Source organism: Corallococcus sp. CA053C (genome assembly GCF_003611675.1).
In the GTDB taxonomy this organism is placed as follows: domain Bacteria; phylum Myxococcota; class Myxococcia; order Myxococcales; family Myxococcaceae; genus Corallococcus.
In genome coordinates, this window is sequence record NZ_RAWA01000301.1 from 1 (window position 1) to 12,169 (window position 12,169).

Annotated in this window: 9 protein-coding genes and 2 pseudogenes; 8 read left to right on the plus strand and 3 right to left on the minus strand. The window is 64.8% G+C overall.

Features of this window, described 5'->3' with window-relative positions:
* The first annotated feature begins 274 nt into the window (after positions 1–274).
* The gene (locus D7V97_RS30590; RefSeq protein WP_120614169.1) at positions 275–1,369 is read left to right on the plus strand and encodes a hypothetical protein; all 1,095 of its coding nucleotides are present in this window, start codon (positions 275–277) and stop codon (positions 1,367–1,369) included.
* Positions 1,370–1,559: 190 nt separating this feature from the next.
* On the plus strand, positions 1,560–2,885 hold the full coding sequence (locus tag D7V97_RS44315; protein WP_147445036.1) for a hypothetical protein: 1,326 nt from the start codon (positions 1,560–1,562) through the stop codon (positions 2,883–2,885).
* A gap of 13 nt (positions 2,886–2,898) precedes the next feature.
* Here the strand turns inward: D7V97_RS44315 and D7V97_RS30595 are convergent, their stop codons facing one another.
* Positions 2,899–3,225, minus strand: coding sequence for a hypothetical protein (locus D7V97_RS30595; protein WP_120614170.1), 327 nt, complete (start codon positions 3,223–3,225; stop codon positions 2,899–2,901).
* 47 nt (positions 3,226–3,272) lie between these two features.
* Here D7V97_RS30595 and D7V97_RS46820 point away from each other — a divergent pair, with 47 nt between their 5' ends.
* The gene (locus D7V97_RS46820; RefSeq protein ID WP_368668972.1) at positions 3,273–3,581 is read left to right on the plus strand and encodes a transposase; all 309 of its coding nucleotides are present in this window, start codon (positions 3,273–3,275) and stop codon (positions 3,579–3,581) included.
* A gap of 64 nt (positions 3,582–3,645) precedes the next feature.
* Here the strand turns inward: D7V97_RS46820 and D7V97_RS44320 are convergent, their stop codons facing one another.
* Positions 3,646–4,683: a hypothetical protein gene (locus D7V97_RS44320; protein ID WP_147445037.1), complete on the minus strand. Its 1,038-nt coding sequence runs from the start codon at positions 4,681–4,683 to the stop codon at positions 3,646–3,648.
* Between the two features lie 233 nt (positions 4,684–4,916).
* Between D7V97_RS44320 and D7V97_RS30605 the strand changes: the two are divergent.
* Positions 4,917–6,159: pseudogene (locus D7V97_RS30605) on the plus strand (integrase core domain-containing protein).
* A gap of 183 nt (positions 6,160–6,342) precedes the next feature.
* Here the strand turns inward: D7V97_RS30605 and hutH are convergent.
* Complete coding sequence (gene hutH / locus D7V97_RS30610) at positions 6,343–7,869, minus strand: histidine ammonia-lyase (RefSeq protein ID WP_120614172.1); 1,527 nt, start codon at positions 7,867–7,869, stop codon at positions 6,343–6,345.
* Positions 7,870–8,012: 143 nt separating this feature from the next.
* Here hutH and D7V97_RS30615 point away from each other — a divergent pair, with 143 nt between their 5' ends.
* From D7V97_RS30615 to D7V97_RS46080, 4 genes and pseudogenes are all read left to right on the plus strand, one after another.
* Entirely contained in the window at positions 8,013–9,290 is a 1,278-nt protein-coding gene (locus D7V97_RS30615) for an aspartate kinase (protein WP_120614173.1), read from the plus strand.
* 29 nt (positions 9,291–9,319) lie between these two features.
* A complete protein-coding gene (locus tag D7V97_RS30620) occupies positions 9,320–9,709 on the plus strand; it encodes a helix-hairpin-helix domain-containing protein (protein ID WP_233583325.1) in 390 nt (129 codons plus the stop codon).
* A 9-nt stretch (positions 9,710–9,718) separates the two neighbouring features.
* Positions 9,719–9,817: pseudogene (locus D7V97_RS46825) on the plus strand (zinc-ribbon domain-containing protein); the annotation flags it as partial.
* A gap of 981 nt (positions 9,818–10,798) precedes the next feature.
* The gene (locus D7V97_RS46080; protein WP_233583326.1) at positions 10,799–12,025 is read left to right on the plus strand and encodes a lipopolysaccharide assembly protein LapB; all 1,227 of its coding nucleotides are present in this window, start codon (positions 10,799–10,801) and stop codon (positions 12,023–12,025) included.
* The last annotated feature ends 144 nt before the right edge of the window (positions 12,026–12,169 follow it).

Here is a 12,169-nt window from a genome sequence, read left to right on the forward strand (position 1 = left end):
CCTGCGGGGTCGGGAGCGCCGGGGGGAGGCACCGGGGCGGAGGACGAAGGCCGCGTGACGTCATTGCGCTCGCTCATGGAAGCCGGCTCCAGACACAGAAGTTGTCGAGGGGAACTGAACGGGAGTTCGTACCACGCGCTCGGCCGGCCCCTCAACTTCCCGTCTTTCCTGGTGATTTGAGTGGCGGGCAGGCGGCCAGACGGGCGCGTGGCGGGGGTTTGGGGCGCGGGTGAAGGGCTCTCGGACCCACCGTGTTGCCCGGGGCTGGAGGGGCGTGGTTGGCTCCCTGCTCCCCGTGAGCCCTCCGCAGACCGACCCCCGGATTCCCATCGCCGCGAAGGACCAGGCCGCGCTGGAGAAGTACATCGGCGTCTGCCACTCGCTGGGCCGGTACCAGGCGAAGGACGTGCTGGTGGTGCGCGGCTACGCGGGGGACCTCCAGCTGTGGGTCAGCCCGACGTACCCGGGCTACCGGGACGCGTGGATCAGCGCCTTCGGGCCCGTGGTGGCGGCGCACGACGTGGACCACATCTATTCGAAGAAGCGAGGGGCGGGGTACGGCTACGCCTACGTGCGCTTGGCGCTGGTGGATTCCAAGACGAACCAGGGCAGCGGTGAGATTGAAGCGAAGTTCGGGAAGGTGAGGGAGGCGAACGAGCAGTTCCTGGGGCAACCGCTGCAACCCCAGGAGATCCGTTATGCGGACGACGTGCAGGAGTTGAAGTTGAAGCACCTGCACTTCAAACCCAGCCAGCGGTACGCGGAGATCCAGAAGCCAGGGCAGGCCATCCTGGGAGGCACGCGGCTGGTAGGGACCACGAAGCCGGTGACACCGCAGGCGCAGCGGGTGACGGTGCCCCTGACAGCACCGCGGACGGTGGTTGCGGCAAAGCCGCTGGTAACCGCGAAGGGCTGGAAGCCGGCGCCGCCGAAGCGGGCGCTTCAGGTGACGTCGGTGACGCTGCACAGGACGGCGACTGATATCCGGATCGTGCCCGCGCCGAAGTCCTACGAGTGGAGCGGCGCCGTCGTCGAGTGGCTCATGGGCGCGTTGATCACCGCCGTGAACTACAAGAGGACCCAGGAGGCCTTGGACAAGATCCTGGCGGGAGTGGAGAAGCACATCCCGGAGAACGGCGGCGTGCTGATTGCGGTCGTGTACGAACAGCCAGGCAACGCGGACCAGTACGGCTATTCCACGGAGCTGTTCCTGTACGCGTACGTCATGGGCTACGGCGAGACGGCACTGGATGCGTACCTGAAATACCAGGAGGAAACGTCGCGCCCTGGGTACGCCACGCTGTCACCTGCGGCCAAGAAGAACTGGTCCAAGGTTGAGCACCATGTTTGGGTGCAAACTGCCGAATAGACAGAAACAGTTAGTGAAACTATGGATTTCAAAGGTGACTTGGTGGAGTTCAAAGGAGCCGGCTATCAGCGTAAGCCGTATGGGGTCTAATTCGGTCACATCTCGATGAAGGCTGCAGAGCTTCAAGGAAGAGAAGAGGGCTTGGAGTGACCGCACTGAAGTGGCGTCCCAGCATGAGTGTAGCATTGAAATGACACTAAAAATCGATATCCGCTATTACGACGATGCGCAGGAAAAAGCTTTCACGCAGTGGCCATTGAAAGAACGCATTGACGCGCTTGTGAAGAACGGGCTTGACGTTGATGAGTTGGAATTTTTGACATACAGTGTTTTTACTGAACAGCGAAATAAGATCGGTTGGCGGACCTATGCCGACATGAGGACGCTCCTTCCTCCTCGTGCGGAGATGTTTCGGCAATACTTCGATCTGTCTCTTGGTACGGTGACGTCACGGTTTCCCGCTAGCGACAGCGAAACCTCGATGACGGAAAAGGTCGGCGTCGCCACCTCGTTGCTGGCAGCCAATCGCATATTTGATCTGCACGAGGCCGATTGGACCAAGATACCCAAGGGCCAGATTAGGACGTTGGATTTTTTCTGCGCCTCTACAGGCAAAGAGTACGTCGAAATAGAAGCCAAAGGCTCCATCGTTGCGGACGCAAATATGAAGAATCCATCGGTTTCGACGCACAAAAACGGTATCCTGAAAAAGAAAGCGGTCCAGAGAGAACGAGTGGGTTCCGCGCACCCGAGCCTCATGATGGGAACTATCGCCGCAGTTCCCGAAAACACAGATCAGCGCACCGTATGCTGGCTGATTGATCCTCCAGGCGATGGGCCTGAAATGGATCCAAAGAAGTTCAAGCTGCTGACTCGGCTTGAATATTATTTGAAAGAATTGCAGCCGCTATCTCAGGCGTCTATGTTGATAGCTTTACGCAATAGGATCGAGGCAATTTTTTCTGTGTCTGATTATGAAAGGCTTGATCAATTAAGGCTCGTTGGAGCTACTGGACGACCATTTCGCTTTCGTGGCCCCTTCTTTCGAAACAAAACGATTATTGCAACCAGCAGGGGCAGGGCCATAGGTAGGGTTTTTCATCTAGCAGATCGCGAATTCATGTTTGTGGGATTTGATACTGAAGTCTATGGGCTGGTTGCTCGTCAGAGGTTTCGAGAAATCCTGGCATATAAGTCTGGGCTTGCCTCGAATGAGTCTGAACTCTATCGCGCAGAGGCGTGGCTTGAACAACGTGACTTTGGCAACGAGGATCCAGCGGCGTTCGGCGCCGAATGGATAGAGCAGAAAAAGCGATTCCGCCTGCAGTTGGAAGGACCGGTGATGTTCACGCAGTCCGGCCGAGTTGTAGGCGCCTTCAATCCAATCGGAGATCGGAAAGTGCCATTTAAGCCAAATTTACTCGGAGATGGTAATGGCGTCCGAGTTGCACGACAGGTCCAAATGGGGGGATCAGTGAACAGCCTGAATGCGCCTCCTGTTTTCATGCGCTCCTAACGCACGACGCCGCTCACGCTACCTCGGCAATGCCCCGCAGTACGTCGTTGGCAGGACGGTTACCCACGTCCGTCCCCACCGTGAAGCGCACCCGCGCTCCACTTCCCGCCACCACTTCCAGCACGGACTCCGTCGCCGTGGGCGCCGTCGCCACCTGCACTGGCAGCAGGCGCACCGGTTCGGCTCGCGTCACCTTATTCCGCCGCCTGCGGTACACCCAGGACTGCAGCGTGCTCAATCTCACGCCCCGCGCCAACGCGAACTCCCGCTGCGTCTGCCCGCTGGCCTCGAACGCTTCTGCGACGCGGGCCCACTCTGGCTTCTCCAACTGCATCGACATGCGGCGAGCGGCCGCCGCGTTCTGCTACCCCGGCAATGGCCCGCAGCATGTCGTTGGCCGGACGGTTACGACCCTGCGACGTGGTGGTCTTGGACAACCTCAGTGCTCATCAACGGCCCGCTGTTGAGACGCTCATTCGCAGCCGTAAGGCTCACCTCCTCTTCCTGCTGCCCGACAGGTCCGACTTCAATCCCATCGAGGCCTGCTGGCTGAGAGTGAAGACGCGCCTCTGGGCCATCGGCACACGAATCCACGCCGCTCTCATCCAGGCCATGCGCGAGGCGCTCTCGACCGTGCGTCCGGAGGACGCAGTTGCATGGTTCTCTTGCTGCGGCTACCCGTCTCAGTCGTCGTGATTGCCGTAGTTAGGTGTCGTGCTCAGCGGCCTTCACGGGTCAAGTAAATGCATGGCTGCGGCTACTACTTCGCTTTCTCAGCGGCCTTCGCAACTGGTTCCAGAAGTGGCCTCACCGCATCGACCGCGTCTTTGAGCCTTTTGAGTTGAACGTCAAACTCAAGCTCTTTGGGTTCATGCCTCTGATGTCGCCTGAATGCGCTTTGCTCGAAGTTGAGATAGCCATCAGCAAGCATCTTCAGGAGTTCACGTTGCTGGTCATCTCCCGGCGACGCCGCGAGCATTGCTTCTGCAATTCCTAGTGCTGCTTTGCGATCACGGTAAATAACAGCCTGTTCGGCATGAGCCCGGTGCAGATCCGCAACGTACTTTAGAGCCCATCCCGCGAGAAATAGGAATGCCATGCGACCTGTCACGAGGAGTACGACTTGGTCAACTGGGACTCGGACAGGTAAACCAGTAGAAAGAGGACCTGGGGGAATAGGTGAATGAATGAAAAGCATGTAAATGCCACTTGCAACTGCAAGGGCCATGACCACCATCGAAAAAAGCATCCAGCCAGCCTGATTGCGGTGAAAAGCCGCAGCCTCCAGGAAGGATTCTGTTTTCGTTGCAAAATCGGCCTTTACAACCTCTCTAACCTTTTCAGTGGCATCTAGTCCCCGCAGCATCGCGGATGTGTCGTCGAGATAGCCGCTCATTTCGACAATCAGGCTGTCGAATGCATTTGTTTCCTGCTCAAGGATCTTGGTGACCTCAATGTTTGCCCTGGGGGTGAGTTGGTTGATCTCTTCGGTCAGGCGTGTGAATTCTTGCTCAATGTTATGAATTCGAACTTGAGCCTTTTCGCGTTCTGCTTGGTCAATGGGATTGTGAAGTGCTTGTCGCTCTCTTTGTAGCTCTTGGTACAACTCCTGATGCTTCAGATTTGCCTTGTCGCGTGCCTCAACTGCGGGTCGTTGTAGTTCAGCAGCCACTTCGTGTGCGCGCGCTAAGGCCGACCGAGAACCCGTCCGAATGCGTGCGACCGTATCCATAAGGCGTGCAGCGAATCCAGGATGGTCGATGGAACGCCTAAGCTTTCCTTCGATGCTCTCCTGCATACTCCTAAGCGAGTCCAGCGCCTGATTCGTAGTCGGCACCGCGTCTTCCTCCTTTGCCCGCAGCCATGGAGCCTACGGCGCAACTAGTCCTTTGACTAGGTGGAGACTAACGCACGGGCTGCCGCGTATTGCCCAGATATGAGGGGCGCACACACGAAGCCGAGAAGTGAAGTTTCCTCCGTCCCAGGATTTCCTGAGACACCTTTCTGGGGGATAGCCTCCCCCCTCGTGAGGTGGATGTGAAGAAGCAGCAGAAACAGGACAGAACATCAGAGCGCGGCCGGTTTTCGGCGAAGCGGAAAAAGGAGGCGGTGCTCCGATTGCTCAAGGGCGAGGAGCTTGATGCGCTCTCGCGGGAGCTGGGTGCCACCTCAGCGGTGCTGAGCAAGTGGTGGGAGAAGTTCCTGGCCGGGGCCGAGGCGAACCTCAAGAGCCGTGAGCCCGAGCTTGCGGACGACGAGGTGCTGCGGCTCAATGCCATGGTGGGCGAGCTGATGATGAAGAATGAGTTGCTCGCCGAGAAGGCGCGGCTACTGGAGGGCAACGTCCCGGGTTTTCCCTGGAGGAAGTCGAGAGGATGAGCGCCAGCCTCTCGCCTTCCGGCGGCAAGCCGTTCGGGCTGGCGCTCGTGGCTGCCACCTGGCGCGTGCGCAGTGCCTCGGTGTGCCGGCGCCGCGCCCGCCATCAGACCGAAACCCCTGCGGCGGTCGGCGTGGCCCCAAGACGGCGTTGACGGAAGAGGAGCTGCTGGAGGCCATCCGCGGCGTGTTGGCCGCCTTTGCCTTCCTGGGTGAGGCGCACCGCAAGGTGTGGTCCCGACTTCGAACTCAGGACGTGCGCACCTCGAAGGCCCGCTGTCTGCGGCGGATGCGCGAGGCGGGACTGCTGGCACCGGGCCGTGCTCGCCGAGTGCTGGGGCCACGGCACCACGACGGCACCATCACCACGTACAAGCCCGACGTCATGTGGGGCACCGACGCCACCTGCACGGTGACGACGCGGGAGGGTCAGGCTACCGTCTTCATCGCCATCGACCAAGGTTCCGCCGAGTGTGTCGGCATCCACGTGGCCAAGGTGGGCACCCGTTTCGAGGCCCTCGAGCCCATCCATCCGTCATGGCGTCAAGGCGCGCTTCGGTGCGTACGGCCGGGGCGTGGCGACGGGCTGTCGATCCGCCACGACAACGGCAGCCCGTACACCTCCGACGCCTTCCAGCAAGAGCTGTGCTTCTTGGGCGCCCAGTCCAGTCCGTCCTTCGTCCGCAGTCCCGAGGGCAACGGCTGCACCGAGCGCTTCATTCGCACCCTCAAGGAGCAACTGCTCTGGGTGCGCACCTTCGCCACCGTGGAGGAACTCCGGCGGGCCCTGCTGGAATGGGCTCACCGGTACAACGAGCACAGGCTGCTGGATCGCCACAACTTCCTCTCGCCGAGTCAGGCCCGGCGAGAGCTGTTGCAGTCGAAGCAAGTGGACTGATTACGACCAACCTGGTGTCTCAACAATCCGGTGCGGTACACAGTCTCGACAAGCTCTGCCACGAAACGTGCACTTGGGCGAAGTAGGACGAGCGCCAGCGGTTTCGAAGTCGCTGGCGCTGCACTGTGCCGAAGGCCGAGCGAAGTTTCGCTACTGCTCACCAGCCTTCACGCCGCCAAAGGACTAAGACGTAGCCGACCGCACTGCCTCCCTCAATGCTCCGGAATCCACCAGTGCAGTCACCGCAGTGATGTCATGATGCAGCTCGCGGTCCCGGTCCATGTGCGGAACCTTGCTGCGCACCAGTTCATACGCCGCCATCACACCCTTGCCGGGCTTCACGGGCTGACGGAAGTCCAGCGCCTGCGTCGCGACCAGCACCTCAATCGCCAGACACGAACGCGCGAACTCCGACACCTGTCTCCCCTTGAGCGCCGCCGTCATGCCCATGGACACGTGGTCCTCACGGCCCGCAGAGGACGGAATCGAATCAACGGACGCCGGGTGGCTCAGGATCCGTGACTCGGCCACCAGTGCCGCCGCCGTCACCTGGGCGATCATGAACCCTGAGTTGAGCCCGCTGTTCTTCGCCAGGAACGCCGGCAGTCCTGACAGGGACGGGTTCACCATCTGCTCGACTCGCCGCTCGCTGATGCTGGAGAGCTGCGTGAGCGCCATGGCCACCACGTCCATCGCTAGGGAGATGGGCTGCCCGTGGAAGTTGCCTCCGGAGAGGATGGTCTCCGTGTCCGCGAACACCAGCGGGTTGTCCGTCCCGCTGTTCACCTCCACCTCCAGGATGCGACGTGCGAAGGCGATGCCCTCGCGCGCCGAGCCGTGCACCTGCGGGATGCACCGGAGGCTGTAGGGGTCCTGCACCTTGCTGCAGTTGACGTGCGTCTCCACCAGCTCGCTGCCCGCCAGGATTCGCCGCAGGTGGTCCGCCACCGCCTTCTGGCCCGCGTGCGGCCGCACCGCGTGGATCTCCGGCAGGAACGGCTTGTGGCTGCCCAGCAGGCCCTCCACCGTCATCGCTCCCGCGATGTCCGCCACGTCCGCGAGCATTTCCGCTCGCAGCTGCAGCAGCGTCCCCACCGCGCACATCGCCTGCGTGCCGTTGATCAGCGTCAGGCCTTCCTTCGCCTCCAACACCACCGGCTTCAGGCCCGCCTTCTCCAACGCCTGCTTCGACGGCATCCGCACGCCCTCGAAGAACGCCTCACCCTCGCCAATCAACACCAACGCAAGGTGCGCCAGCGGGGCCAGGTCTCCGGACGCGCCCACGCTGCCTCGCTCGGGCACCACCGGCACCACGTCCCGGTTCAGCATGTCGATGGCCAGCCCCAGCGTCTCCATCCGGATGCCAGAGAAGCCCTTCGCCAGCACGTTGCACCGCAGGAGCAGGAGGACTCGCGCTTCCGGCAGGGGCAGCGGATGACCCACGCCGCACGCGTGCGACAGGATGAGGTTGCGCTGCAGGTCGCGCAGGTCCTTCCGGTCGATGCGCACCTCCGCCAGCGTGCCGAAACCGGTGTTGATGCCGTACGACGGCGTGTCTCCTGCGGCCACCCGGTCCACCAGGGCCCTGGAGGCTTGCACCCGCTTCGCGGCGTCGGGGGCCAGCTCGACCGTGACTTCGTGGCGGGAGACCTGGAGGATCTCCTCCAGCTTCAGGGTGTCACCATCGATGAGCAGGCGGGGGCGGGACATGGCAGGGTGCTCCAGAAAAGCGGCTTGAAAGTGGTTCGCCGCGAACGCTAGCGGAAACACGGCGGGGTGGCAGTGGCCCTTTACACCTGGGGCCCGGGGCCCATATAGCCTGCGCCCGTCCGTGCAGGGAGGTCGTGAGCCCCTTGGCCCTTATCGTCCAGAAGTACGGCGGCACCTCGGTGGGTGACACCGAGCGCATGAAGAACGTCGCGCGCCGCTGCCTCGCCGCCCAGAAGGCCGGCCATGACGTCGTCGTCGTCGTCTCCGCGATGTCCGGCGAGACGAACCGCCTGCTCAAACTCGTCGCGCAGATCACCGACCGGCCGAACGAGCGCGAACAGGACGTCGTCGTCGCCACCGGCGAGCAGGTCTCCATCGGCCTCGTGGCGCTCGCCATCCAGGCGCAGGGCGGGGAGGCCGTGAGCTTCCTCGGCCACCAGGTGCGCATCGTCACCGACAGCACCTTCTCCAAGGCTCGCATCAAGAGCATCGACGCGGAGCCCATCCGCGCCGCGCTGGCCCGGAAGCAGATCGTCGTCGTCGCCGGTTTCCAGGGCGTGGACGAGACGGGCAGCGTGACGACGCTGGGGCGCGGTGGCTCCGACACCACGGGTGTGGCGCTCGCCGCGGCGCTCAAGGCCGATGCGTGTGAGATCTATACGGACGTCGACGGCGTCTACACCACCGACCCCAACGTGTGCCCGGCCGCGAAGAAGCTGGACCGCATCACCTACGAGGAGATGCTGGAGCTGGCGAGCCTGGGCGCCAAGGTGTTGCAGATCCGCTCGGTTGAATTCGCCATGAAGTACAAGGTGCCCCTGTGGGTGAAGTCTTCCTTCACCGAGGATCCGGGCACGCTCGTCTGTGAGGAGGACGCATCCATGGAGGACGTGCTGGTTCGAGGGGTCGCCTACGATCGGAACGAGGCGAAGATCACCGTGGTGGGCGTGCCGGATCAGCCGGGCGCCGCGGCGAAGCTCTTCGGGGCGCTCGACGCGAAGCACATCGTGGTGGACCTCATCGTGCAGAACCTGTCGCGCGACGGCCGCACCGACGTCACCTTCACCGTGGCCAAGGCGGACTTCGTCAAGGCGCACGAGGTGGTGAAGCAGGCGGCCCAGGAGGTGGGCGCCACGGGCGTGGAGGTGGATGACACCATCGCCAAGGTGTCCATCGTCGGCGTGGGCATGCGCAACCACTCGGGCGTCGCGGCGCGGATGTTCCAGACGCTCTCCCAGGAGGGCATCAACATCCAGCTCATCTCCACGTCGGAGATCAAGACGTCGTGTGTCATCCACACGAAGTACACGGAGCTCGCCGTGCGCGCGCTGCACACGGCCTTCGGGCTGGATGCGCCGCCCGCCGTCACGGGCACCAGCACCGTGTCCGAAGCAGACGCCTTCCAGGGGACCAAGGCCTGAGGCCGTTCGGGCGCACGTCCGCGCTCGCGGTGGCGTCGCTGGGCCTGCTCGCCCTGGGCTTCGTGGCCCGGGCGCGCTGGCCGGACGCGAGGCCCTCGCTCGACTGTCCGCCGGAGACCGTTCGGCTGGACCCGGCGGGGCTTGCCACGTGCGGGGCGGGGACGGTGCCCACGGGCGCCACCGCGCTCGCGCTGGGGCTCAAGCTGGACCTCAACGCCGCGTCTGAAGAAGAGCTGGCCCTGTTGCCTGGTGTGGGGCGGGACCTGGCCCGGCGGCTGGTGATGGCGCGCGAGGAGCAGGGCCGGTTCACGAGCTGGGATGACGTGGATGCGGTGCCGGGCGTGGGCGCTGCCAAGTTGCAGACCCTTCGGGCAGCCACGGTGCTGGACGCGGCGGCGGCCAGTGGGAGCGTGTGGTAAGGACGGCCGGTGCAGATCTCCTGCCCGCAGTGCTCGATGCAGTACGTGCTGGATGCCCGACTCCTGCCGCCCGGCGGCGCTTCGGTGCAGTGCACGCGGTGTGGTCATGTCTTCATGGCTTCGCCCCAGGGGGCGATCCCGCCTGCTCCGAAGCCTCCTCCCGCGGGTGGGGGTGATCGCTCGGGGGCGATGTCGTCCACCCAGGTCTTTGGTGGGGACACGGCCAACGGCATGAGGTCCACGCACCTGTTCGCGGGTTCGACGACCGCGTCCGGGTCGTTCCTCCCGCAGCCGACGCCTCCCTCCGGGCCGTTGACCTCGTCCGGCGTCGTTCCGCCTCCGCCTTCCGTGGCGCCGGTCGGTGGCACGGCCCGTCCTCCGGTGAGCACCACGTCGTCCGGGGTGCAGCCTCCGGCGATGGGAGTGACCCGGGCATTTGGAGCTGTCGGACCGTCGGCGGGTGGGGCAGGGGGACCGGGCGTCGCCGGGCCTTCGGCTGGCGCGGGGCGCAGCATGACGCCTCCGTTCGGGACGGCGCAGGTCTCTGAGACGCCTGGGGGTTCGACGCGGGCTTTCGGGGCGGTCTCCGCGTCGCCTTCGGGGGCATTCAGTGTCTCCGATCCGGGTGGCTCTACACGGACGTTCGGCGCGGTTGCGGGGCCTGCGGCATCGGATCCGGGTGGGGCTGCTCCGGGCGCAACCACCCGGGCATTCGGGGCGGTGTCTGGCACCACGCCATCGTCGTCCGGTGCGTCCGAATCCATCGGATCCACCCGGGCATTCGGGGCGGTGTCTGGCACCACGCCATCGTCGTCCGGTGCGTCCGAGTCCATCGGATCCACCCGGACATTCGGAGCGGTGTCTGGCGCCACGCCTTCGTCGTCAGGTGCGTCCGAGTCCATCGGATCCACCCGGGCGTTTGGCGCGGTCCCGGGTCCTGTGGGGTCAACGTCTGGCTCGTTCGCGGCCACCGGATCCACCCGGGCGTTTGGCGCGGTGTCCGGCCCTTCGGATCCGTCATCCGGCACGTCCGAGCCAGTTGGATCCACGCGTGCGTTCGGCGCGGTGTCCGGTCCCTCCGAGCCGTCCTTGGCCCGCGCTCCGTCCCGTTCGTTCGGGGACATCTCGCCGACGGGAGAGTCGCGGCCGGGTGATGCGGGCTCCCGTGCGAAGCTCGTCCCGGAAGGCCATGGCGACGTGCCGTGGGCGACCTCCGCGCCCACTTCGAGCCTCTCGCTGCCCGATGATCCGTCCGCGTTCGCCCGCACGGAACCCTCGCGCGCCGCCGCGCCGGGACCTTCGCTGCTGGGGGGCGCGATGGAGCGGCCCCTTCCGTCTCGCAGGCCCTCCGGGGACCTGCCTCCGGAGCTGCTCGGGGCTGCTCGCCCGGAAGGCGTGGTCACCGAGTACGGGCCCGGTGAGTCGTCTTCGTCCACGCTGACCCGCGTGCTCCTGGTGCTCGCGGTGCTGGCGGGCCTCGGCCTCGCCGGGTACCTGGCGTATCCCGCCTTCCGCGACCGCAACACCGCCATGCCCGCGGAGGCCGTCGCGCAGAAGGACCGCGCCGTGGCGCTGCTGCGCCGCGATGACTCCGCCTCGCGCGAGCAGGCCATCCAGGCCCTCCAGTCCCTCTCCGCCACCCACCCGAAGTACGCGGAGGCCCAGGCCGAGCTGGCCGTGGCCCTCACCCTGCAACTGGGCGACCTGAACGCGGACTTCGACCGGCTGCGGCTCCAGTCGGATCCGCTCCAGCGAGAGATGGATCAGCTCACCGCCAAGCACCCCGAGGGCTGGAGGGACCGCGCGGACGGCCTGCGGGACCAGGTGCGTGACCTTGAGCGCGAGCAGCAGCCGCTGCGCGTGAGCATCGAGGCGCTTCGCAAGCGGCTGGACCCGCTGATGGTCGCCGTCCGGACCGCGCCGGAGGTGGAGCCCGCCGCCACCGTGGCCGCGCGCCTGAAGGCCCAGGCCCTGTATGCGTCGGTGACGGGCCACGCGGATGCGCTGGCCCTCGCGGAGCGCCTGCGCCAGGTGGAGAGCGCCGCCGCCTGGAGCCGGCTCGCCCATGCGGAGTTCGCCCTCAGCTCCGGGTCTCCCGGCGCCACCCTCCAGACCGTCTCCCAGGAGCTGGAGGCGCTGCGCTCGGAGGACCCCGGCCTCATGCGCGCCTACGTCCTGGGCGCGCGGCTGGCCCTGCGCCAGAACGATGCGACCACCGCCCGGACGCTGCTGGACGAGCTGCTGGCCCTCAACGGCAAGCATGAGCTCGCCCGACGCATGCTCGCGCAGCTGCCCGCCGACAGGTCCTCACCCTGAAGCGTTGACCGGATCACCTCCCCGGTCACCCTGGAGAAACTCCAGTCCTCCTCCGGGGAGGGGCAGGCCCGTCCCTCTGCATGCCCCGTGAAGCCGGAGGCATGAGCTTTGCTTAGTCCCTGCCGCGAGGACTCGGGGTTCGGG